At 37.0% G+C, this 22,968-nt stretch carries 22 protein-coding genes; 19 read left to right on the plus strand and 3 right to left on the minus strand.

Annotation, left to right across the window (positions count from 1 at the left end; all coding sequences use genetic code 11):
* Window positions 1-4: 4 nt before the first annotated feature.
* A complete protein-coding gene (locus IV36_RS00310) occupies window positions 5-2,635 on the minus strand; it encodes a YfhO family protein (RefSeq protein WP_056990190.1) in 2,631 nt (876 codons plus the stop codon).
* Between the two features lie 208 nt (window positions 2,636-2,843).
* On the opposite strand from IV36_RS00310, the gene IV36_RS00315 reads away from it, so the two are divergent.
* The 7 genes from IV36_RS00315 to IV36_RS00340 all read left to right on the plus strand — a co-directional run bounded on the left by IV36_RS00315 (window position 2,844) and on the right by IV36_RS00340 (window position 8,160).
* Entirely contained in the window at window positions 2,844-4,919 is a 2,076-nt protein-coding gene (locus tag IV36_RS00315) for a peptidoglycan D,D-transpeptidase FtsI family protein (RefSeq protein WP_056990191.1), read from the plus strand.
* Window positions 4,920-5,048: 129 nt separating this feature from the next.
* The gene (gene rpmG, locus IV36_RS11805) at window positions 5,049-5,198 is read left to right on the plus strand and encodes a 50S ribosomal protein L33 (protein ID WP_003690623.1); all 150 of its coding nucleotides are present in this window, start codon (window positions 5,049-5,051) and stop codon (window positions 5,196-5,198) included.
* A gap of 89 nt (window positions 5,199-5,287) precedes the next feature.
* Entirely contained in the window at window positions 5,288-5,839 is a 552-nt protein-coding gene (locus tag IV36_RS00320; protein WP_056990192.1) for a 5-formyltetrahydrofolate cyclo-ligase, read from the plus strand.
* A gap of 12 nt (window positions 5,840-5,851) precedes the next feature.
* Window positions 5,852-6,502, plus strand: a complete 651-nt coding sequence (locus tag IV36_RS00325) for a rhomboid family intramembrane serine protease (protein WP_056990193.1) — start codon at window positions 5,852-5,854, stop codon at window positions 6,500-6,502.
* Window positions 6,503-6,535: 33 nt separating this feature from the next.
* On the plus strand, window positions 6,536-6,736 hold the full coding sequence (locus tag IV36_RS00330; RefSeq protein ID WP_056990194.1) for a YqgQ family protein: 201 nt from the start codon (window positions 6,536-6,538) through the stop codon (window positions 6,734-6,736).
* A 26-nt stretch (window positions 6,737-6,762) separates the two neighbouring features.
* A complete protein-coding gene (locus IV36_RS00335) occupies window positions 6,763-7,722 on the plus strand; it encodes an ROK family glucokinase (protein WP_056990195.1) in 960 nt (319 codons plus the stop codon).
* 30 nt (window positions 7,723-7,752) lie between these two features.
* A complete protein-coding gene (locus IV36_RS00340; protein ID WP_056990196.1) occupies window positions 7,753-8,160 on the plus strand; it encodes a rhodanese-like domain-containing protein in 408 nt (135 codons plus the stop codon).
* Window positions 8,161-8,351: 191 nt separating this feature from the next.
* On the opposite strand, the gene IV36_RS11810 is transcribed toward IV36_RS00340, so the two are convergent.
* Window positions 8,352-8,528 carry a DUF3042 family protein gene (locus IV36_RS11810; RefSeq protein ID WP_003690633.1) on the minus strand — a complete coding sequence of 59 codons (177 nt, stop codon included), beginning with the start codon at window positions 8,526-8,528 and terminating at the stop codon, window positions 8,352-8,354.
* Window positions 8,529-8,648: 120 nt separating this feature from the next.
* Between IV36_RS11810 and miaA the strand changes: the two genes are divergently transcribed.
* From miaA to glnA, 4 genes are all read left to right on the plus strand, one after another.
* Entirely contained in the window at window positions 8,649-9,581 is a 933-nt protein-coding gene (gene miaA / locus IV36_RS00345; RefSeq protein ID WP_056990197.1) for a tRNA (adenosine(37)-N6)-dimethylallyltransferase MiaA, read from the plus strand.
* 19 nt (window positions 9,582-9,600) lie between these two features.
* A complete protein-coding gene (locus IV36_RS00350; RefSeq protein ID WP_056990198.1) occupies window positions 9,601-10,863 on the plus strand; it encodes a methionine gamma-lyase family protein in 1,263 nt (420 codons plus the stop codon).
* Between the two features lie 75 nt (window positions 10,864-10,938).
* A complete protein-coding gene (locus tag IV36_RS00355) occupies window positions 10,939-11,328 on the plus strand; it encodes a MerR family transcriptional regulator (protein ID WP_056990199.1) in 390 nt (129 codons plus the stop codon).
* A gap of 25 nt (window positions 11,329-11,353) precedes the next feature.
* Complete coding sequence (glnA, locus tag IV36_RS00360; RefSeq protein ID WP_056990200.1) at window positions 11,354-12,697, plus strand: type I glutamate--ammonia ligase; 1,344 nt, start codon at window positions 11,354-11,356, stop codon at window positions 12,695-12,697.
* 98 nt (window positions 12,698-12,795) lie between these two features.
* Here the strand turns inward: glnA and IV36_RS00365 are convergent, their stop codons facing one another.
* Window positions 12,796-13,119 (minus strand): hypothetical protein, encoded by a 324-nt coding sequence (locus IV36_RS00365; RefSeq protein WP_056990201.1) that lies wholly within the window; start codon window positions 13,117-13,119, stop codon window positions 12,796-12,798.
* 183 nt (window positions 13,120-13,302) lie between these two features.
* Here IV36_RS00365 and gmk point away from each other — a divergent pair, with 183 nt between their 5' ends.
* The 8 genes from gmk (at window position 13,303) to pknB (ending at window position 22,953) form a co-directional block, all read left to right on the plus strand.
* Window positions 13,303-13,923, plus strand: coding sequence for a guanylate kinase (gmk, locus tag IV36_RS00370; RefSeq protein WP_056990202.1), 621 nt, complete (start codon window positions 13,303-13,305; stop codon window positions 13,921-13,923).
* Window positions 13,920-14,132 carry a DNA-directed RNA polymerase subunit omega gene (rpoZ, locus tag IV36_RS00375; protein WP_003690646.1) on the plus strand — a complete coding sequence of 71 codons (213 nt, stop codon included), beginning with the start codon at window positions 13,920-13,922 and terminating at the stop codon, window positions 14,130-14,132. The genes gmk and rpoZ overlap by 4 nt, the downstream gene beginning before the upstream one ends.
* Window positions 14,133-14,265: 133 nt before the next feature.
* The gene (gene coaBC, locus IV36_RS00380) at window positions 14,266-15,444 is read left to right on the plus strand and encodes a bifunctional phosphopantothenoylcysteine decarboxylase/phosphopantothenate--cysteine ligase CoaBC (protein WP_056990203.1); all 1,179 of its coding nucleotides are present in this window, start codon (window positions 14,266-14,268) and stop codon (window positions 15,442-15,444) included.
* A gap of 12 nt (window positions 15,445-15,456) precedes the next feature.
* Window positions 15,457-17,877: a primosomal protein N' gene (gene priA, locus IV36_RS00385; RefSeq protein WP_082623678.1), complete on the plus strand. Its 2,421-nt coding sequence runs from the start codon at window positions 15,457-15,459 to the stop codon at window positions 17,875-17,877.
* Window positions 17,878-17,896: 19 nt separating this feature from the next.
* On the plus strand, window positions 17,897-18,850 hold the full coding sequence (fmt, locus tag IV36_RS00390; protein ID WP_056990205.1) for a methionyl-tRNA formyltransferase: 954 nt from the start codon (window positions 17,897-17,899) through the stop codon (window positions 18,848-18,850).
* On the plus strand, window positions 18,843-20,174 hold the full coding sequence (rsmB, locus tag IV36_RS00395) for a 16S rRNA (cytosine(967)-C(5))-methyltransferase RsmB (RefSeq protein ID WP_056990206.1): 1,332 nt from the start codon (window positions 18,843-18,845) through the stop codon (window positions 20,172-20,174). Before fmt ends, rsmB begins: the two co-directional genes overlap by 8 nt.
* A 17-nt stretch (window positions 20,175-20,191) precedes the next feature.
* Window positions 20,192-20,941, plus strand: coding sequence for a Stp1/IreP family PP2C-type Ser/Thr phosphatase (locus tag IV36_RS00400; RefSeq protein WP_056990207.1), 750 nt, complete (start codon window positions 20,192-20,194; stop codon window positions 20,939-20,941).
* The gene (gene pknB / locus IV36_RS00405) at window positions 20,938-22,953 is read left to right on the plus strand and encodes a Stk1 family PASTA domain-containing Ser/Thr kinase (RefSeq protein ID WP_056990208.1); all 2,016 of its coding nucleotides are present in this window, start codon (window positions 20,938-20,940) and stop codon (window positions 22,951-22,953) included. The genes IV36_RS00400 and pknB overlap by 4 nt, the downstream gene beginning before the upstream one ends.
* Window positions 22,954-22,968 lie beyond the last annotated feature (15 nt).

The following is a 22,968-nucleotide window of genomic DNA, read 5'->3' on the forward strand; positions in this document are numbered from 1 at the left end:
TATGTTACATTTTTCGTCTTTTCTTGTTTTCAAAGATAATTATGAATAGCAGCAGGGCTAAACCAATTAGTGTAATGATGGTTCCTGTTACGAACAGAGGAGGCGTGAAGGTCAAAGTAATTGAATGCTTTCCTTTGGCTACGTTTGCTGCAAGGAACGTATTTTGAATTTTAAAAGTCGAAACTTTCTTTCCATCTACACGAACCGTCCATCCAGAACTATATGGAATTGTAGTAGCTAAAAGATGATTAGTGGAAGCATTATAAGTTCCAGATAGTTTACGAGATGAAATTTGTTTTAGATTGACCGAATGTTTTTTGATTTGGTTAATCTTATTTTGTACTAAACGATTGTTCATTTTATAGAGAACAAAGTTATTCAACCATAATGACGATTTTTTTAGACGCGCAGTCAGTACGATTTCTTGTCCCTTTGAATGGTTGGCAATGTTGACTATGACAGTGTGCCTGAAAGTGCTATATTGTTTTAATGGTTGATTATTCAAATACAGTGTAGCATTGTCTGAATCTAGCGCAGAACCAAGAGTTAAATAGTATGAATCATTTGTCTTAGGTGTGAACTTAAAAACTATTTGTGCAGATTTTGCAAGATCCTTCTTTTTGAAAACAGAATTTGTTAATTTAGTTGATTGTTCGATATTTTGAAATACAACTTCATTGAAATTTTGTGCCTCAAAGTACTTGGTATTTTGCTTGCCACTTATGTCATTTAGCCACTCAGTCTGGTATTCAATGGGGTTATCATAGAATACAGATAAGTTCTTCAACTGATTATTGGCAAGATAAGCATAGCCTAAGGCATTATTATTTTTATAAATCTGCGTTAACTTGTTTTGCTTAATCTCCTTATAACGGGACAAATCGGGTTTCTCGGTCAATGATGAGAGCGGCTGCCCGTTTTTTAACAATGAACTATCAATAGGTGTAATAAAATACTTCATGTTCAATAAAGCATCACTGATAATCGTTCCGTTTGAATAAGTAACATAATTATCCCCATCAGGATTTCCAAGCATACCATAGAAGTCTGGAATACTTTTTTCCAGGGCTGAGCTAAAATATGAACCAGTATTTAAATTATTAGCCAAACCATCATTTTTAGTACGACTATATGTCTGTCCCGTACGATAGGCGCTGTCTTTAAGACTATTTAGATAGTTGCTGTCTTTGATGAGTGCTTTTGTAGGAGTTGCATAGTCTTTTTGTGTAAGATAACTCAAATTGCCTAATGAAATATAAGCATTCATTGATATTTCAACAACACTGATCAAACATAACAAGAAAATTTTGACTCTATTATATTTTGAATTCACAGCAAAGGCCAAAACTGCAAGAGAAAGGGTTGCAAAGATGGCTGTAAAAATCAGAGTTTCATTGGTTACATAAGAGAATTTTTTTTCATTTATGAAAGAATACGCAATTATGCCAGCGTAAAGGATGAAGCTAAGCCAAATTTTCCAAGGACGCACTGCTACAAAATTTTTGAGAGTTCGACTGGCTAGTAGAAGCATCCAAAAACTTACGATATAGGAAAAACGATATGGATACCAAACAGGAAATTGCCAACCATGCCACAATAGATCCAGAGGCTCAAAACATAAGGATAAGACTAAGAAAATACTGATTAGAAATGATAAAATTCGTTCGCGCAGGCTGATTTTTGAATCAACAAAGTATAAAATAAATCCAATCAGGAAAACAGAACCAATGAAAAGATTGGGATAACCCGAAGGCATCTGTTGAAAGTTGAAAGAACCAACAACAAACTTGGAAAGCATTTTGAGGGCATTATACTCGAATTTTAGGCTTACAGAACTTTGGGTATATTGTCCCTTACTTGAAAGTAAAGAAGCGATTGTAGGCAACAGAATAATCATTGAGATTGCCACTGCAACGAGTGAATTAATAATAAAACGAATGCTTAACGAAAAAATCTTCTTTAAATCGCGTGCGCTTGAAAACACGAACCAAATAAAATACAAAATTAAAAAGAGACAGATCATGTAACCCATATAATAATTATCGATCAGCATGATGGCTAGTAGAATAATGTAAGGCCAACTTTTCTTACCCGATAAAAGTCTGTGAAGCGCTAGGGCAATCAATGGTAAGAAAATTGTTGCATCTAACCATAGTAGATTCAATTGATTGGCGACAAACCAACCCATCATTGAATAAGAAGTAGAGAAGGCAATAATTGACAACCCTGATTGTGTGCGCATTTTTTTTAAAAAATAGCCAAATGATAAACCTGCACAGCCATACTTTAAGAGTGTGATCAGCATGACTCCCGCCGCTAAGTACTTCTCGGGAAATAATAGTAAGAATAAATTAAATGGACTCATGAGGTAATATGCCCATTCACCAATCATGTTGCCCCCGACTTCCTTGGAGAATGAATAAAAGAAGCCACTAGGATTTGATAAAAGAGTTCTTCTAAAATATGCGAAGAAATCAATGTATTGCTGTCCTAAGTCAACGGTTAACAGACTGCTTTTACCAAATGGAAACATTTTCTGTGAGATAAAGTAACCGCCCATTAGAAAGATGGGTAAGAAAAAACTAAGTATTAAAGGATAATGACTGCGAACAAAGTGTGTTAATCTTATTTTCATGCTAAACTCCTAATAATGATTTATGTAACATCTCTAATTATAATACAGACTAAAATTCAAAGTTGAAAAAAGCATGTAGTTTTTATTAAAGTTTAGACAATTAATAAAGTATCAAGACTAATTTATGGTAACATTATTAGGTGAACTATTATGTGGCAGGCCCGTGTTAGAAAATGGCTAATTAATTATTTATTGTGAGGGAAAAAAATTGAAGTTTCTTAGAAAGACAAGTAAAAAAAGGCAAACAAAGAAATCACAGACACCCTTTAGACTGAACTTTCTTTTTGTTATTGTTTTTTTGCTTTTTGCTGCCTTGATTTGGCAGTTGGCATATCTCCAAATTGTTAACGGGACTAAGTTTGAATCTGAAATCAGCAGTACAGATACACAAACTGAAACCGGAAGTGTTCAGCGTGGGATGATTTACGATTCAACTGGGAAAGTATTAGTCTCAAATAGTGCATCACGAGCGATTACATATACAAAGCCATTGTCTGTTACTTCGAAACAGATGTATCAAATTGCTAATGAACTCGTTAAATATGTCAAGATAGATACTAGTACATTAACAACGTCAATGAAATCTGATTACTACCTTGGGAGTGAAAAAAATCTTAAAGCTGTTAATAATGAATTAAAAAAACAGATATCTAAGTTTTCAAGCCTGAGTGGAACAGAGACTTACAAGGCCGAAGTGGCTTATGTGAAAAAACACAAGTTGGCGGCGAATTTAACAAGCAAACAAAAACAAGCAGCAGTCGTTTACTCGAAGATGAGTGGGGCATATGCGCTTTCGACGGTGTATTTGAAGTATGAAGATGTTAGTGATAGTGAGATGGCAGAAGTCGGAGAAAACCTTTCTCAGATGCCAGGTGTAAAGATTGGCACAAGCTGGTCGAGAAGCTATCCAAATGGTAGTTCTGTCAAGAGTGTCATTGGGACTGTAACAAGTAAAAAACAAGGACTTCCAAGCGACCAGTTGAGTGAACTTTTAGCAGAAGGATACGCAAGAGATGACAGTGTCGGCTCAAGTTACATTGAATCTCAATATGAAAATGTATTAAAAGGCACAAAATCAGTTACAACACTTGAAACCCAAAACAATAAAATCACTAAGGAAATCAAGACGTATGGTGGTAAGAAGGGCGACAATATCGTTTTAACGATTAATGAAAAGTTCCAAAAAGATGTGCAAAATATTATGGAAAGTGCTGTTAAGAGCGTTTCAGGAAGTAATCCTTATCTTGCTGGTGCTTATGCTGTAATAATGAATCCGAATACGGGAGCGATTTATGGTTTAGCAGGTGTAAGCCGCAATATTAAGACCGGTAAGGTTTCTGAAAATGCACTCGGTACGATCAATCAATCATTTGTTATGGGGTCTGTTGTTAAAGGTGCGACAGTAATGGGTGGTTTAATGTCTGGTGCAATTACACCTACAAGCAATACTTTTACTGATCAGCCAATTAAATTGAAAGATACCGCAAGTAAGTCTTCATGGTTTAATTCTTCGGGGAGCAATGATATGCAATTAACTGCTTCGGAAGCACTGGAGATTTCTTCAAACTCATATATGATGCAATTGGCGATGCGTGAAGCAGGATTCCAGTATAAGGAAGGTGCATCGTTGAATATGTCTACCTCAATCTTTAGCAAACTTAGAGGATATTTCAATCAATTTGGGTTGGGCGTGAAGACTGGAGTCGATATTCCAGGAGAAGCTTCTGGATATGAAGGTCCTTCAACACAGAGCGATATTGGTAAAGCTCTTGACTTATCATTTGGTAACTATGATTCGTATACCACAATTCAGTTAGCACAGTATATGTCAACTGTTGCAAATGGCGGTTATCGTTTACAACCACACATTTTACAGGCTATTCGAGGTACAAGTAAAAACGGGGGCTTGGGTAAGACTAAGTACCAATTTACGCCAAATGTCTTAAATGTTGTAGATGCGACGAGTGACGAATGGAATGTTGTAAAAAATGGTTTTTGGAGCGTAGTTCATGGCTCTAATTCGATGAGAACTGGTACAAAACTTGAAGACTTGAATCCACAAGTAGTTGCCAAGACTGGTACTGCGCAGACATATTATGGAACAAATGAAACAACTACTCTGAGTGGTGTTTCTTATGCACCCGCTAAAAATCCACAAGTAGTGATTGCGATTGCATTTCCAGGAATGTCTGAAGAAGATTCAATCAATATGACTTCAATGCATGAAATTTATGAAGCCTACTGGAAAGATGTACAATCCAGTGATGGCTATACTACAAATTAGACTGTCAAGGTAATTTCCTTAACATTTTTCGAAAAAATACTAGCGTGTTCGTATAAAAGATGGTATCATATTTACGTTAGAGGCTTAGTTGCCCTTTTGAAATGAAGTCGTAGTTTGGAGGTTTAGAATATGCGTGTACACATTACAATGGAATGTACTGAATGTCATGAGAGGACATATCTATCAAGTAAGAATAAGCGTAATAACCCGGATCGCTTGGAATTGAATAAGTTCTGCCCACGTGATAACAAGGTAACATTACATCGCGAAACAAAATAACAACAGGAACTTTTTCCTGTTGTTTTTTATTATGTTATACTCTTTTGAAATTCTTAATATGGGATCTTTTTGGGGGCTACTCGATAGTAATGATGAAAGAAAAAATACTATTTAGAAGAAAACAATTAGCGATATTTGAAGAACGAAAGCATGAGTGGGAGAAGGAATTAGAAGAACTATTGCTATATAGGAAGCTTTTTAATTCTTCTGAATGGATCAATGCTGATATGGTAGGAATGACTTTGAGTTTGCCTTCTGAAATCGACACTAAACCAATAATTTTACAAGCATGGTTAGAATCTAAGCAGGTTTGTGTCCCTCTCACTTTACCGCAAAGAAAGATGAACTTTAAATTGTTGACTAAGACGACAAGAGTTGCGAAGAATAAATTTGGAATCCTAGAACCTGAGAAGACAAGTACAGAAATTGATAAAAAACAAATCGACTTAATTATTGTCCCAGGCTTAGCATTTTCTTCTAGAGGAGAACGACTTGGCTTTGGCGGTGGCTATTTTGACCGTTTTTTGGCCGATTATGAAGGTAAAACAATTAGTCTAGCTGAAAAACCACGTTATTTTGAGAAATCAGTATGGCCGATTGAAGAAACTGATGTTTTGATAAAAAAAATATTGACGTTGTGAGGATGATTTATAGTGGTAAAGAAACCTGTGGTTACCTATACACTTTTAGGCATAAACGTACTCGTCTTTATCTTAATGACTTTGGCAGGTGGTAGTCAAAGTGTGGGGGTACTGGTTGAGTTTGGTGCAAAAGTTAATACACTTATTGTTGCGGGGCAATGGTGGCGCTTAATCACACCGATGTTCTTGCATATTGGTTTTGAACATATTGTTTTAAACATGATAACCTTGTATTTCGTAGGAATTCAACTTGAAAATATTTTGGGCCGCGGCCGTTTTTTAGCTGTCTACCTAGTGAGTGGAATTGCCGGAAATCTTGCAAGTTTTGCATTCAATCCAGACGCCTTATCTGCAGGTGCAAGTACTGCATTGTTTGGATTATTTGGAATTTATTTGATGATGGGAGAATCATTCAGTAGCAATCCATATATCAGAGCAATGGGAAAGCAATTTTTGCTACTTGTTGTATTGAATATTATGTTTGGTTTTTATGGTAATGTTGATTTGGCAGGCCATATCGGTGGTCTTGTTGGCGGCTTTTTGATGGGATATTGTGTGGGTGTTCCACGCGTAGGCAGTATTCCTCTCCCAAAAAGAATTGTCAGCACTTTGGCACTGGTATTTCTATGTATTATGATGTTTACTTTGGGTTTTAAAAATTAAAGTTTTCTATTATAATCAATTGGAGATGTTTTTTTGAAGACACTTTACGACGTGCAACAGCTGTTGAAAAAATTTGGAGTTTTTGTTTATGTCGGTAAACGGCTGTGGGATATTGAGCTGATGGCACTCGAGCTTGATAACTTGTACCGAGCTGGAGTTATCGACAAACAAACATTTTTGAATGCTAAACTTATTTTGACTCGTGAACATAAGGTTGAGGAAGAAAATAACTAGATGTTTAATTTTTGGAGGGACATTTAATGGACAAAAAATTGATTGGTGTTGATTTGGGCGGTACAACAATCAAGTTTGCAATTTTAACTGAAAAGGGTGAAATTCAACAAAAATGGAGCTTTGAAACCAATATTCTTGATGATGGAGCACACATTGTTCCAGATATAGTTGAGTCTATCAATCATCACCTGAATTTATATGGTATGGAACCTGAACAGTTTCTTGGTATTGGTATGGGATCCCCAGGAACAGTTGATTTAGAAGCAGGAACTGTGACAGGTGCGTATAATCTTAATTGGAAAACCTTGCAAGAAGTAAAAAAGGTTGTCGAAGAGGAGACAAAGATACCTTTTGCTATTGATAATGATGCGAACGTTGCTGCTTTAGGTGAGCAATGGAAGGGTGCAGGCGAAAATGATAAAGAAGTTGCGTTTATCACGTTAGGAACAGGCGTCGGTGGCGGATTAGTTTCTAATGGGGAACTTCTTCATGGACTTGGAGCAGCGGGTGAAATTGGACATATGGTTGTACAGCCAAATGGATATTTGTGTACCTGCGGTAATCAAGGATGTTTAGAGACATATGCCTCAGCAACTGGTGTTGTTCGGGTTGCACGCGATCTTGCGGAAGAATTTGCGGGAGATTCCAAATTGAAGAGCGCATTAGATGACGGGCAGGAGATTACATCTAAGATTGTGTTTGACTTGGCGAAAGAAGATGATCTTCTCGGCAAGATGGTCGTTGATCGTGTCTGTTACTACTTGGGTTTGGCTTCTGGTAATATTGGAAACTTATTGAATCCTTCAGCTATTATTATTGGTGGCGGGGTTTCTGCGGCTGGAGTATTTTTATTAAGTCGTGTGGAAAAATATTTTCTGGAATTTGCTTTCCCAACAGTTAGAAAATCTACCAAACTTAAATTAGCACAATTAGGAAACGAGGCTGGTGTTATTGGTGCTGCTTCGTTAGCATTACGTTTCAAATAAGAGGTCAGAATGAAAAGGGGATGATAGTTTATGGTATTAAATGTTTCAGTATGGGTTGTGATTGATATTATTGCCATTGCAATTCTACTTTACATTATCGGAAATCAGCTATATTTATGGTATCAAGGAAGACGAGTTGCAACTTTGCTTGAGAACAAAGAATTCAGACAAGGGATGCATGTTGGGCAGATTATTGATTTGAGAGATAAGGATAATTTTGATGCTGGTCATATAATGGGAGCACGTAACGTTCCATACACACAATTCAAAATTATGAAAGAATCAATTCGTAAGGATATGCCTGTTTACCTGTATGATCAAGGCAAGTCTTTGAGTACAAGAATAGCGGTTAAGCTGCATAAAGACGGATACAAAGACATTTTTGTATTAAAAAATGGTTTTGAACGTTGGGATGGCAAGATCAAAAAAAGAAAGTAACAAGGTAGTATTAGCGAAGGGGTTTGAGGACTTTTTTGTATAATACAGGATTAACGAAAAAGTACGTTTATAGATAATGAAAAAAGGGCTGCTACAAAACATTTGTTTTGGCACAGCCCTTTTCTCAAATACAATTAATTATTTTTAGGATAGTTAATTGTATATCACAGTATTATGTTATTTTAAAAGTGTTATCCTTGGTGTGCAGAATGCATTTTACGGATTGCACGACGACGATGTTGATCATCGCGTTCTTCTTTTATTTCAATTGGTTCAACAACATTTTTCTTGAAAGCATAAAAACAACCTGCAGCTGCACCGATTGTTGTAACAATTCCTAATAAAAATCCTGTATTAAACTGTTTCAATAAGAAAACCTCCTCAATCTAGTTACTACATAGTCATTATGAAGTATTTTGACTCTAAATTCCAGTTTATTGATTATTTTGCTCAAGATGAAATAAAAAATAGTGAAAGGAGCCGTTTTTTTGGCATATAAAGTAATAGTTATTGTGGGTCCTACCGCTGTTGGAAAAACCTCATTGTCTCTTGCTTTGGCACAAAAATTCAATGCTGAAATAATTTCAGGAGATTCTATGCAGGTTTATCGTGGCCTAGATATTGGGACAGCAAAGGCCACCATGGAAGAAAGAAAGTTAATTCCCCATCACTTGATTGATATTAGGGAAATAAATCAACATTTTACGGTCGCAGATTTTGTGCGGGATGCAAGAAAGCAGATCAAGAAAATCAGTGAAAGAAATAAACTACCTTTGATAGTAGGTGGCACTGGGTTTTACCTGCAGGCACTTCTTGATGGCTATAATTTGGGTGGTAATGATGTCAGAGGTGATCAAGACATCCGAAACAAGTTCCAAGATTTTGCTTTAGAAAATGGGAATGAGGCTTTGTGGAGCTATCTAAATAAGATTGACTCAGCTGCAGCAGCGCAAATTCCTGTTAATAATGTTAGAAGAGTTATTCGTGCAATTGAAGTATATGAGGTTACGGGACGCAAATTTTCGGAACAATTTGATCAACGAGATGAGGAAATAGATGCTTTGGTAATCGGTTTGAATACGAAACGAAATGTCTTGTATGAAAGAATCGAGCAAAGAGTTGATCAAATGATACAAGAAGGGTTGCTGGATGAGGCACGCTGGTTGTTCCAAGAAGGCGGTATGAATTTACAACCTGGTAAGGGAATCGGATATAAGGAGCTTTTCCCCTTTATTGAAGGAACGGACAGTCTAGCAAATGGAGTAGCAGAAATAAAGAAAAATTCGAGGCATTACGCCAAAAGGCAGTTGACTTGGTTTAGAAACAAAATGAATGTAAGATGGTTTGATTTAGTTTCTGATGAAACTGAATTTGAGAAGATAACAAGTGCAGTTTTGTTGTGGCTTAAAGAGAAAGGATAGATAGAGTTTGAGTACATGGATGGGTGAATTACCGGTAAAATTACAGCAAACGATTGAAGAGGTCGAAAAACAAATAAAGAGTAAGATACAAGAGATTGACGATCAGGCTACATACAATCAAATGAGGGTGCTGAAATGTTTTAAAAAGCATAACGTAGCCGAGGAAGATTTTGCAGGTTCGACTGGCTATGGGTATGATGATGTCGGTCGAGACAAACTTGATGCAATTTATGCAGATTACTTTAATACCGAAGATGCAATGGTTAGACCGCAATTAATTTCCGGAACACATGCCATTACAACAGCACTTTTTGGGGTGCTTAGGCCAGGAGATACATTATTTTATATGACAGGAATGCCATATGATACCATTCAGCATGTTGTCGGTATTGTTGGAGATGAACCTGGAGCAATGAAAGATTTTGGTATTAACTTTAATCACTCGTCATTACTTGAAAATGGTGAGGTTGATTATGAAGATGTTGCGAAAAAATTGAAAGCTGACGAGAAGATTAAAGTAATTGCTATTCAGCGTTCACGTGGTTATTCAGACAGAGCAAGCTTTACTGTCGAAAAAATCAAGCAGATGATTAAATTTGTAAAACAAATCAGGCCAAATGTGATTGTATTTGTTGATAATTGTTACGGTGAGTTTTCAGAAATTCACGAACCAACCGAATATGGTGCAGATCTGATGGCGGGTTCATTGTTTAAAAATGCTGGTGCTGGAATTGCTAAGACCGGGGCCTACATAGTGGGAAGAAAAGATCTAATCAAGCAAGCAGGGAATAGATTAAATGTTCCAGGAGCAGGTAAAAATGAAGGGGCGACTATCGGACACATGCGTGATATGTTTCAAGGTTTCTTCTTGGCACCAAATGTGACTGCTAATGCAATTAAGGGCGCAGTATTTGCAAGTGCACTGTTAGAAAAAATGGGACTCGATGTTTCACCAAAATGGAATGAACCGAGAACAGATTTGGTACAGACGATTAACTTTGGAAACCCTGAGGCAATGATTTCTTTTTGTGCGGCAATTCAACATTATTCACCTGTGAATTCGTTTGTAGATCCGGTACCCAGTTACATGGACGGATACGAGGACGAAGAAATAATGGCATCGGGTAGTTTTACAGAAGGTTCAACAATTGAACTATCATCTGACGGGCCTTTGAGACCTCCATTTACTTTGTATATTCAAGGAGGATTAACTTATTCACACGTAAAAATTGCGATTAGTAACGCAGTAAGCGAAACTTTCTTCGAAAACAAAAAGATGTAAGAAGATGTAACATTTGGCGTTGACATTCATAATGCCCCTTGCTATCATAAGGGCGTAACTTAGAGGAGGGTTGTTATGAAAGAGAAGGAGCTCAGACGGTCGCTTGCTGTTTTGCCTATTGGTACTGTGATGAAACTCACAAATTTATCTGCACGTCAGATTCGTTACTACGAAGAACAAGAGTTGGTCATGCCTAAGCGCAGTGAAGGTAATCGTAGAATGTATTCTTTGAATGACATTGATCGTCTACTTGAGATTAAGGATTTCTTGGATGAAGGGATTAATATGGCTGGTATTAAGCATATATACGATGAGAAGGAACGAAAACTTGCTGAGAAACAAGCTAAGCTTGAGAAACCACTGACGGATACTGATGTGCGACGGATTTTGCGTGATGAGTTTATTGCAGTGAGTGGGCTCGGCAAACAGAATGAGTCTTCTTTTAAACATAATAGTAACTTCTAAAAATTCAATAAGGAGCGATTTAATGATGGTAAAGCCTAATTATACAAAGGATGATATCCGTAAAATAGCCAAAGATGAAAATGTTAAGTTTTTGCGTTTGATGTTCACCGATCTATATGGTGTTATCAAGAATGTTGAGGTTCCAATTAGCCAACTTGAAAAATTATTGGATAACAAATTAATGTTTGATGGTTCTTCAATTGATGGTTTTGTTAGGATTGAAGAGAGTGATATGTGGTTATATCCAGACTTATCAACTTGGATGATTTTCCCATGGGGAAGCGAACATGGGAAAGTAGCTCGTGTTATTTGTGAGGTCTACAATGCTGATCGCACACCATTCATCGGTGATCCACGTAATAACTTGATTCGAGTTCTTGACGAAATGAAGGAATTAGGCTTTACCGACTTTAATATTGGACCTGAACCAGAGTTCTTCTTGTTTAAACTTGATCCAGAAACTGGCAAGCCAACATTGAACCTTAATGATAAGGGAAGTTACTTCGATTTAGCTCCTGTTGATTTGGGCGAGAATTGCCGTCGTGACATTGTTTTGGAATTGGAAAACATGGGCTTTGATATTGAGGCTTCTCACCATGAAGTTGCTCCTGGACAACATGAAATCGACTTTAAGTATGCTGATGCACTCCAAGCATGTGATAATATTCAAACATTTAAGTTAGTTGTAAAAACTGTTGCAAGAAAACATGGTTTACATGCAACATTTATGCCAAAACCACTTGACCGCATTAACGGATCAGGTATGCACATTAATATGTCATTGTTTAATGGTGATGGAAACGCATTTTTTGATGAAAATGATGAAATGCAATTATCTACAGAAGCACGTTACTTCTTAGGCGGGTTGTTGACACATGCACGTAGCTTCACAGCTGTAACTAACCCAACTGTTAACTCATACAAGCGTTTAGTTCCTGGATATGAAGCACCTGTTTATGTTGCTTGGTCTGGTCGTAACCGTTCACCACTTGTACGTGTTCCAATCGCACGTGGTATGTCAACACGTCTTGAATTACGTAGTGTAGATCCAAGTGCAAATCCATACTTAGCAATTGCTTCAATTCTAGAAGCAGGGTTGGATGGGCTACGTAAGAAGATCGAAGCTCCAAAGCCAATCGATCGCAACATCTATGTGATGGATGAGGAAGAACGTAAGGCAAATGGTATCTCTGATCTTCCATCAACATTGCATAACGCACTTAAAGAACTTGAAAAAGATGAAGTAATTGCAAAAGCAATGGGTCCTCATTTGTATCAAAACTTTATTGAAGGTAAGAAACTCGAATGGGGTGCTTATCGTCAAGAAGTTTCACAATGGGAACGTGATCAGTACTTAGAATTATATTAGAGTCAAAATAAAAACCGTTGGCAAATTAGTTACCTGTTCATCAGGAATAATCGCCAATGGTTTTTATTAGTCAACAACTAAGATATTTAGGGATGATTTTATCTTTTTGCCAGTTTAATGTATTTTATTTGGTTAATATTTAACAGGTGCGATAAATTATCTCCAAGACTATCAAGTTTAAGAATTGTTTTATTGTTTTTGTTTCTTGAGATGAAACCAGTTGCTACAAATTCATTATCATGAATATCTTTATAACTTATACTGATGACTTTATGTTTTTGAATAGCCTGGTTAATAAAATAGTTAAGCTGGAAGATAGGCATCTGTATGCAGTTACTAAAATCTTGCTTAGCATACGAAGTAAATTGCTTTTGGATATTCTGAGTGACTTGCTGCAGTGTTGTTTTTTTTAATTCTAGCATATTGGAAACACTCTCCTTTTTCAGAACATTTGTTCGATATTTATATTATAGAACAAATGTTCGAAAAAGCAAGCGGTAAAAGTATTTTTTATTAAGAAATTCTAATTAAGAATAACTTGAAATGTTTTGAAAAAAAGTACATGATAATCTTAATACAATATTTTAGAGGAGAGTTTTGTAAACATGTCTAAACGGGGAATGTTGATAGTATTGTCTGGACCTTCTGGAGTTGGTAAGGGAACAGTTAGGAAAGCTATTTTTGAGCAAGATGATAATAAGTTTCATTATTCGATCTCTATGACTACGAGATCGATGCGAAAAGGTGAGGTTGATGGAAAAGATTATTATTTTGTTTCGAAGGCTGAGTTTGAAAAGGAAATTCGAAATGGCGGCATGCTTGAATATGCTCAGTATGTTGACAATTATTATGGAACACCGCTAAAATATGTTAATGAGATGCTTGATCAAGGCAAGGATGTTTTTCTTGAGATCGAAGTAAATGGTGCTATGCAAGTTCGTGAAAAATGTCCTGATGGTTTATTTATTTTTTTGACACCTCCAGATCTTATGGAACTGCGTCATAGAATAAGCGGACGTGGAACAGATGATTTAGCGACTATTGATAAGCGTATGGCTAAAGCAGTTGAAGAAATTGAAATGATGCAAAATTACGATTACGCGGTTGTTAATGACGAAGTTTTGAACGCGGTTGAGAAGGTAAAGACTATTATCAGGGCTGAAAGATGGCGGGTAAAGAGATTCTTACCTGATTATAAAAAGCGATTAGGAGATGATTTGAAATGATTTTATATCCATCAGTTGATGATTTATTGGAGCGGATTGATTCGCGTTATTCGTTGGTAATGTTAGCTAGTAAAAGAGCTCATGAATTGGATGCAGGTGCAATTCCAATGCTTAGTGAATATAAGTCTGTTAAGAATGTTGGCAAAGCGCTTGAGGAAGTTGTTGCTGACGATTTAATTATTGATCCGGACCACAGAGACGAAGTATAGTTTCTTACTTCAGAGAAAGGCCATGAGACTGCTGATATGCTGGTATCAGAATAATAGTCACAATGGTCTTTTTTGATGTTCTTTTTTGGCTATATTATTGATACAATATAGTTATCATTAAGGAGGGTTACAATTGGAGAATATGCATGTCGCTGTCTGTGTAACTGGAGGAATTGCAGCTTATAAAGCGGTTATTTTTATTAGAAAATTAATCAAGGAAAAAGCAGAAGTTAAAGTCGTAATGACCGAAGAAGCAGCGAGCTTTGTGACTCCGCTAACCTTTAAAACTATCAGTCGGAATAATGTATACTGTGAAATGGGACAACAACAGGGAATTGTTGATCATGTTGAACTTGCTAAATGGGCGGATATCGCAGTGGTTATCCCTGCAACTGCCAATACTGTCGGCAAAATTGCTAACGGTATTGCCGACAATTTTGCAACAACATGTTTGATTGCTATGGATTGTCCAAAGTTTATAGTACCTGCAATGAATGATAAAATGTATGATAATGAAGCAGTGCAAAGAAATCTGCAGCAACTAAATGAAGATGGATATCAAGTCTTGGAACCTGATACTGGATTTCTCGCTGAAGGATATGATGCTAAAGGCCGTATGCCAGAACCGGATGCAATTTTTAAATGGATTAGTGATTTCATCTCAAACAAGCAAGATCTAAAAGGGAAAAAAGTCGTGGTTACTGCAGGACACACGATTGAAGCGATTGATCCTGTAAGATATATTACGAACCATTCTTCTGGTAAGATGGGATTTGCAGTCGCTAGGGATGCAGTAAGACGTGGAGCGGATGTAATCCTAATAAGTGGGCCAACTCATTTGGCTAATGACACAGGTGCGGAGCTGGTATCTGTTAGAACGACTGCTCAAATGTATAAGGCTGTAGAAGAACAATATTTGGATTCAGACATTGTGATTATGGCGGCCGCAGTAGCCGATTATCACGTGCTCCGGCCTTCAAAACAAAAAATTAAAAAGACGGGCAGTAAATTGACTCTTGAACTAGAAAAAAATATTGATATTTTAAAAGAACTTGGTCAGAAGAAAAAAGCACAAAAATTGATTGGTTTTGCCGCTGAAACACAAAATCTATTAGAAAATGGACAACAAAAATTGATTAGTAAAAATCTCGACTTGATTGTTGCAAATGATGTTTCACGTTCAGATATTGGTTTTGGCAGTGATGAAAATGAAGTGGTCTTTATGCGACCTGGCAAAGAAAATATCAATAGTCCAAAAACTGATAAAAATGATATTGCCAAGATGATTTTTGATCTCATTACAGAAGACTAGGGGGAATTCACAATCGCATCTTTTGCTGAAATAATTGTTGACGTACCAGCTATGCAAACTGACAAGCCTTTTGTATATCAAATTCCTCCTAAATTTGAAGATATGATTCAGGTAGGAATGCGGGTAAGTGTGCCATTTGGAAATGGTAATCGGTTAATTCAGGGATTTGTAGTAGGATTAAAAGCTGGCAATGATTTTTCTGGAAAAATCAAGGAAATAAAGTCTTTGATTGATGTTGAACCAGTACTAACTGAGGAATCAATTGCATTAGCAAAATGGTTGGCGCATGAGACATACTCATTTCTGATAAGTTGTCTGCAGGTAATGCTGCCAAGTGCGATGCGCGCTAAATATTATAAACAGTTGGTTCTTGTTGATGATGCAGTTGATCCAGCAGTTAAAGAGTATTTTTCTTCCAATAAGAAACAAATTCTGAATGAAGATAAGATCAATCCAGCATTATTGAAACAATTAATGGCTGCCAGAACTTCAGGAAAAATTAATTTAGAATATTTGATGAAAGATAGTTTAGTTGAAAAAAAGGTTCAGGTTATTCTGAACAATTTGACAGCAAAAAGTTACAAAATTGAAAAAGATAAATTGCGTGCCAATGCTTTAAACTTGAATAGACTGCTTGATTATTTGATTAAACTTGAAGATTCACCAGTTGAACAAACAATGGTTGAGCAAAAATTAGGAATTACAAGTGCTGTAATAAAAAATGCAGAATCAAAGAATTGGCTAAAACGCAAAGCTATTGTGAAAAGAAGGGCAGCTTATAAGCAAAGTGATTTTGTTAGAACCACATCAAAAGAACTTACCAGTGCCCAAAAAGATGTTATTGCTAAAATCAGCAATTCCATGGATGAAAATAAAGAAAAAATTTTCTTGCTCGAAGGTGTAACAGGGAGTGGAAAGACAGAAGTTTATCTTCAGGCAATGGCAAAAGCGCTTAAGGAGGGCAAGACTGCTCTAATGCTAGTTCCAGAAATAGCATTAACACCGCAAATGGTAAAGAATGTAGTTGGAAGATTTGGCTCAAATGTAGCGCTATTGCACAGTGGGCTATCCGAAGGTGAACGTCTAGATGAGTGGCGCAGAATTCAAAATGGAAGTGCAAAGGTAGTTGTTGGTGCAAGATCGGCAGTTTTTGCTCCTTTGAAGAAAATTGGCATAATTGTTATCGATGAAGAACATGAAGCAAGTTATAAGCAAGAAAAAATGCCGCGGTATCATGCCATAGAAGTTGCGAAGTGGCGTGCACGATACCACAATTGTTCTTTAGTTTTAGGCAGTGCCACACCTTCACTTGAGTCAAGGGCGCGTGCCCAAAAAGGTGTCTACGAATGGCTTCATCTTAGTGAGAGAATCAATAAGATGCCTTTGCCAGAAGTTGAACTGATTGATATGAGAAAGGCAACTAAAAAAATTGATGATAATGTTGATTTTTCGACTGAATTGCGCAGTGAAATTGCTCTGAGACTGAAACGTAAGGAACAAATCATTTTGATGCTCAATCGGAGAGGGTACTCTTCTTTTATGATGTGCCGTGACTGTGGTGAGGTTTTGCTATGTCCAAATTGCGACATTTCACTAACTCTGCATTTAGACAGTCATTCAATGAAATGCCATTATTGTGGACATGAAGAGAAAATACCACAGAAATGTCCAAGTTGTGGCAGTAATAAAATTCGATACTATGGAACTGGAACTCAAAAGGTTGAGCAGGAATTGCAAAACTTATTTCCAGAAGCACGTGTTTTGAGAATGGATGTGGATACCACTAGAAGAAAAGGAATGCATGCCAAAATCTTGAAGCAATTTGGTGAAAAGAAAGCTGATATCCTATTAGGAACACAAATGATTGCAAAAGGATTGGATTATCCTGATGTGACATTGGTCGGTGTTTTGAACGCAGATACAGCACTTGGACTGGCTGACTTTAGGGCAAGTGAACGAACCTTTCAATTATTAACACAGGTAAGTGGAAGGGCAGGAAGGGCCGATAAAGAAGGCAAAGTCATTATTCAGACTTTTAATCCTGAACACTATGCTCTGCAACTGGCAAAGAAACAAGATTATGAAAGATTCTTTGTTAGAGAAATGAATGTGCGGCATCAAAATGGTTATCCACCATATTTTTATACGGTCCAAATTACTGCCAGTGCAAAAGAAGAAGGTCTGGCTGCAAAAAAGATCTACCAGATTTATGCTGAATTAAAATCTTCTTTGAGTCCAAAATCGATTATTTTAGGACCAACGCCGAAAGCAATAATGCGTATTAATAATCAATTTTATTACCAGTTGATTATCAAATATAAAAAAGAACTTAATTTAGATGCAGCGTTAAATACAATTTTACAGAAGAGTCAAAAAGATGAGCGGCAGGGAATTTTAATTTCAATCGATAAAGAGCCACTTAATTTTATTTAAAGGGAAACGAGGTATTTAGATGGTATCAGTAATTTTTATGGGAACTCCCGAATTTGCAGCAACTATTCTCGAAGGAATAATCGCTGCTGATTATGACGTTAAAGCAGTTGTGACACAACCAGACAGGTATACAGGCAGAAAACGCATTTTGACTGCTTCACCGGTGAAACAAGTGGCAGTAAGCCATGGTATTCCAGTGTATCAGCCTCAAAAATTGGGAAAGAGTACTGAACTTGCACAGTTGATAGAAATCAAACCAGATTTAATAATCACTGCAGCCTTTGGTCAATTCTTACCAATGTCGCTAATCAACTCCGCAAAGATTGCAGCCGTGAATGTACATGGTTCGCTGCTGCCTAAGTATCGTGGGGGAGCACCTGTCCAATACGCTATTATGAATGGTGAAGATAAGACTGGGGTCACATTGATTTACATGATTAAGAAGATGGATGCTGGAGATATGTTGGCACAGGCTGAACTACCAATCTTGCCAGATGATGATAATGGAACAATTTTCACTAAGATGAGTCTTTTAGGAAGAGATGTTTTAATAAAGACACTTCCTAAAATTATTAGTGGTGAGGTCACGGCGATAAAGCAAGACGAAGCAGCAGCTACATTTGCTCCAGTTATTTCAGCAGAACAGGAGAAGTTATCGCTAGATTTGACCGCACAACAACTTGATTATATGATTAGAGCACTTAGACCGCAGCCAGGTCCATATTTTGAAAAACTTTTGAATAAAAGGACAAAACTATGGGATATAAGGCCACTTGATGAAAAAACTGAATACGAACCTGGAGTAGTTGTGTTTGTAGACAAAAAACAATTGAAAGTGGCTGCTGCTCAGGGAAGTGTGTATGAAATTAAGGAAATTCAACCTGCCGGTAAGCCGCGAATGACAATCAATAACTTTCTGAATGGTCAAGGTCAGGGAATAAAAGTAGGACAGAGGATTATAGCAGATGAATGAAGACAATAAAAACCCTAGATTAATGGCAGTTGAAATTCTAACCAAGATTACCAAAAATGGAGCCTATTCGAACTTGGCACTTAATCAGGTACTTAAAAAAGATCAACTGTCAAGAGTAGATGCTAATCTACTAACAATTATTGTATATGGAGTTCTCCAGAATCTTTTATTACTCGAATTTTGGTTGGAACCTTTTGTTAAGGGCAAGAAAGTGGATGACTGGGTCAAGCAACTATTATTGATGTCCTTGTATCAACTGAAATTTCTAGATAAGATCCCAGATCATGCAGTACTGAATGAAGCAATCAAGATTGCAAAAAGTAAAGGACACGATGGTACAAGAAAGTTTGTAACAGGTGTTTTGCATGCAATTTTACGTAAGGGTGTTCATGATGCTGCAAGTATCGAAGATGAGAGTGAGCGACTAAGTATTGGCTATAGTGTACCTGTATGGATAGTTGAAGAGTTAAAGAAACAGGTTGGATATGATAAAACAGTCGCAATTTTAAATTCTTTGAATAAAGCACCAAAGCAAGCAATTAGGGTAAATGAATCAAAGACATCAATTGAAGATATTAAAACTGAATTAACTCGCGAAGGTTTTAAAGTCGAAAATAGTCAAGTTGCAGCTGGGAGTCTAATCGTGGAAAAAGGGCATGTCAGTTCGACCCATCTCTTTGAAGAAGGTAAAATAATGCTGCAAGACGAAAGTGCAAGTCTTGTAGTTGAGGCCATGAATTTGAATGGAGACGAACAGGTTTTAGATGCCTGCGCTGCCCCAGGTGGAAAAACAATGCAGATTGCTGATTATCTGAGAACTGGTACGGTCACGGCTTTGGATATTCACAAACATAAGGTAAAACTGATCAAGGAAAATGCTAAAAAATGCGGTTTTGAAGAAAAAGTAAATTCAATACAACTTGACGCTAGAAAATTGAATGAACATTTCAAACCTAAAAGTTTCAATCAAATATTGGTTGATGCACCTTGTTCTGGTATCGGATTAATGAGGAGAAAACCGGAAGTTAGATATGAGAAATCTATGCAAGATTCGTTAAACTTGCATAGGGTTCAAGTTGGAATATTGGATAAAGTTGCAGATTATGTTGAAATTAATGGGTACTTAACGTATAGTACTTGTACTATATTAGAAACTGAAAACACCAGTGTAATTAAGGAGTTTTTAGAAATGCATCATGAATTTGAACAAGTTGAGATAAAGACAAGATTGAATTTTCCTAATACTAAAAAAAGTTTGACAATCTATCCAGATGATTATGAATCTGATGGCTTTTTCATTACCCGATTGAAGAGAGTAAGATAAACGAGGTGAGTTTCCTGATGAATTTTGCGTATAAGAGTGATGTGGGCGAAGTAAGACCCAACAATGAGGATTATGTAGGTGTTTTTAAAAACATTGCCAATATAAGCTTTGCGATTGTTGCGGATGGCTTAGGGGGTCACAAAGGTGGCGATGTTGCCTCTGAAATGGCAGTCTCCCACTTGGGTTTTCGATTTGAAGAAACCGAAATTGATACAATTGATGTTGCTGCAAAGTGGCTGGTAGATGAGGTTCAACGGGAAAATAAATTAATTTTAGAGCGCTCAAACCAATATGAGGACTTGAATGGTATGGGTACGACGATTGTGTGTGCTATTTTCTTTGGTGATGAGGTGCTCTTGGCAAATATTGGCGATAGTAGGGGTTACTTGTTGCGAGACAGCGATTTGATGCAGCTAACCGAGGATCATTCTTTAGTAAATGAATTATTAAAAAGTGGTCAGATTAGCTCGGAAGAAGCAAGAAATCATCCTCAAAAAAATATTGTTACTAGAACACTTGGAATATCGGAAAATGCAAACATCGATGAAAAGATTATCAAGATGGAAGAAAATGATATTTTATTGCTTTGCTCTGATGGACTTACTAATATGGTTGATGATCAATTGATAAAAACGGTGTTGCTGAATAATGAATCTTTTGCAGATAAGTGCGACAAACTGATCGATATGGCAAATAAGGCTGGTGGAAATGACAATGTTACACTTTTACTTGCTTCTTCCTCGTTTGAGAGGAGGGATGAGCAGTGAAACCAGGATACGTACTGAGTGGACGATATAAGGTTGTAGAGACATTAGGCGAAGGTGGGATGGCCAATGTCTATCTTGCATATGATTTAATCTTAAAGAGAAATGTTGCGGTTAAGTTGATGCGCCTTGATCTACGCGACAATGAGGCTGCGATTAGAAGGTTTCGACGTGAGGCAATCTCTTTGACAGAGCTCGTCCATCCGAACATTGTCAGCATTTATGATATTGATGAAGACAACGGTACACAGTTTTTAGTGATGGAATACGTAGAAGGAATGGATTTAAAGAGTTACATAGCACAAAATTTTCCTATTAGTTACGAACAGGTAGTCAACATCATGGATCAGGTGTTGTCGGCAGTTGAGGAAGCACATGCACATGATATTATTCATCGCGATTTGAAGCCCCAAAACATTTTGATCAATGCTGATGGACAGGTAAAAATTACTGATTTTGGAATAGCACTAGCAACTTCCGAATATTCGTTGACACAGACAAATACACTAATGGGATCGGTGCACTATCTTTCTCCAGAGCAGGCAAGAGGAAGCGTAGTTACTAAGCAATCAGACATTTACTCATTGGGCATAATCTTATTTGAATTATTGACAAGTCGGGTTCCTTATCAGGGAGAAACAGCTGTTTCAATAGCTTTGAAACATTTTCAAAATGATATGCCTTCTGTTAGGTCATTCGACAGTCAGATACCGCAAGCACTTGAAAACGTGGTATTAAAGGCGACTGCAAAAAGTTTAACAGAACGGTATCAGAATGTTTCAGAAATGAAAGATGATATTGAGACCGCGCTCTCATACACTAGAAGTAATGAAGGAAAGTGGAAACCCGCGAGTATAATTGAGGACGAAACTAAGGTTTTGGAACCTCTAAATGCACAGCAGGTTAAAAAAAATATTGGCCTAGGCGATAAAAAAGATGGTTCTGAAAAAGATAAGAAACCGAAAAAGAAGTGGAGCAAAAAGAAAAAATGGCTAATATGGTCACTGATTGTGGCAGCTATATTTATTTTGATAATTTTTATAACTGCGTTAGCAATGAGTCCAAAAGATGTGGCAGTTCCGGATCTGCAAGGAATGAATGAGACAGAGGCGAAAACCGCTCTTAAATCCCAACAGTTGTCAGTTGGAAATATTATCAAGCGAAATAGTACAAAATATGATAAGGGGCAGATTATCTCATCTAATCCGACCGTGGGTTCAAGTGTACGTCAAGATTCAAAAGTTGATCTGATAATTTCAAAGGGTCCTGAAAAAAATGTGTTTGGTAATTATAAAGGACAATCATACGCTAAGGTGAAAAGTAAGCTTGAGAACAAGGGTGTTACTGTTGTCAAGGAGACAAAGAGCTCCAACTCGGTCGCAAAAGGAGAAATTATCAGTCAGAATATTTCGTCCAAGAAGAAGGTAGTTTGGGATCAAACAACGGTCAGATTTGTTGTTAGTTCTGGTGCAAAGAAAGTTATTTTACGTGATTTGACGGGCTATACTGAAAAGAGCGTGGAGGACTATGCTGAAGAGCTAGGTCTTGCATTAAATATTGAAAATGATTCTTCGGGCAGTTCTAGTACAGGATTGGTGATTTCACAAGAACCTGCTGCGAATACACGCGTTGAAGCAGGCGATACTTTAAACGTGGTTTTAGGTTCGACTTCTGAGAGTTCTTCAAGCGATGAATCGCAGCAAAGCAGTAGTTCAAGCAGTAGTGAAAGTAGTTCAACTAATACTTTTTCTGTTCGTGTAAATATTCCATACCAGGCTTCTTCCAGCAGCACACAGAGTTCTACAGGTTCTTCGGAAAGTTCTAGTACAATGAATACGATTCAAATTTACTTGCAAGATGATAATCATAGCTATAGTGATATCTATCAGCAATTTACGATTTCATCTGATACGAGTGTGACTCTGCCATTTACATTAAGTGGTTCGGATACTGGTAAATATAAAATTGTTAGAGATGGTCAGGTTATTGCTGAGAAAACAGATGTGACAAGCTAAATTTGCAAAGCTTGA

Origin of the sequence: Liquorilactobacillus mali, assembly GCF_001437155.1 — a bacterium.
GTDB lineage: Bacteria > Bacillota > Bacilli > Lactobacillales > Lactobacillaceae > Liquorilactobacillus > Liquorilactobacillus mali_A.

Bases quoted from the DNA above. Each gene is read 5' to 3' on its own strand.
- IV36_RS00320 (WP_056990192.1), top strand. From the start codon at position 5,288: ATGATGAAAGAAAAAATACTATTTAGAAGAAAACAATTAGCGATATTT.
- IV36_RS00365 (WP_056990201.1), bottom strand. From the start codon at position 13,119: ATGCTAGAATTAAAAAAAACAACACTGCAGCAAGTCACTCAGAATATC.
- rpoZ (WP_003690646.1), top strand. From the start codon at position 13,920: ATGATTTTATATCCATCAGTTGATGATTTATTGGAGCGGATTGATTCG.
- gmk (WP_056990202.1), top strand. From the start codon at position 13,303: ATGTCTAAACGGGGAATGTTGATAGTATTGTCTGGACCTTCTGGAGTT.
- IV36_RS00310 (WP_056990190.1), bottom strand. From the start codon at position 2,635: ATGAAAATAAGATTAACACACTTTGTTCGCAGTCATTATCCTTTAATA.
- IV36_RS00350 (WP_056990198.1), top strand. From the start codon at position 9,601: ATGGGTGAATTACCGGTAAAATTACAGCAAACGATTGAAGAGGTCGAA.
- IV36_RS00400 (WP_056990207.1), top strand. From the start codon at position 20,192: ATGAATTTTGCGTATAAGAGTGATGTGGGCGAAGTAAGACCCAACAAT.
- IV36_RS00335 (WP_056990195.1), top strand. From the start codon at position 6,763: ATGGACAAAAAATTGATTGGTGTTGATTTGGGCGGTACAACAATCAAG.
- rsmB (WP_056990206.1), top strand. From the start codon at position 18,843: ATGAATGAAGACAATAAAAACCCTAGATTAATGGCAGTTGAAATTCTA.
- IV36_RS00340 (WP_056990196.1), top strand. From the start codon at position 7,753: ATGGTATTAAATGTTTCAGTATGGGTTGTGATTGATATTATTGCCATT.
- rpmG (WP_003690623.1), top strand. From the start codon at position 5,049: ATGCGTGTACACATTACAATGGAATGTACTGAATGTCATGAGAGGACA.
- glnA (WP_056990200.1), top strand. From the start codon at position 11,354: ATGGTAAAGCCTAATTATACAAAGGATGATATCCGTAAAATAGCCAAA.
- IV36_RS00355 (WP_056990199.1), top strand. From the start codon at position 10,939: ATGAAAGAGAAGGAGCTCAGACGGTCGCTTGCTGTTTTGCCTATTGGT.
- fmt (WP_056990205.1), top strand. From the start codon at position 17,897: ATGGTATCAGTAATTTTTATGGGAACTCCCGAATTTGCAGCAACTATT.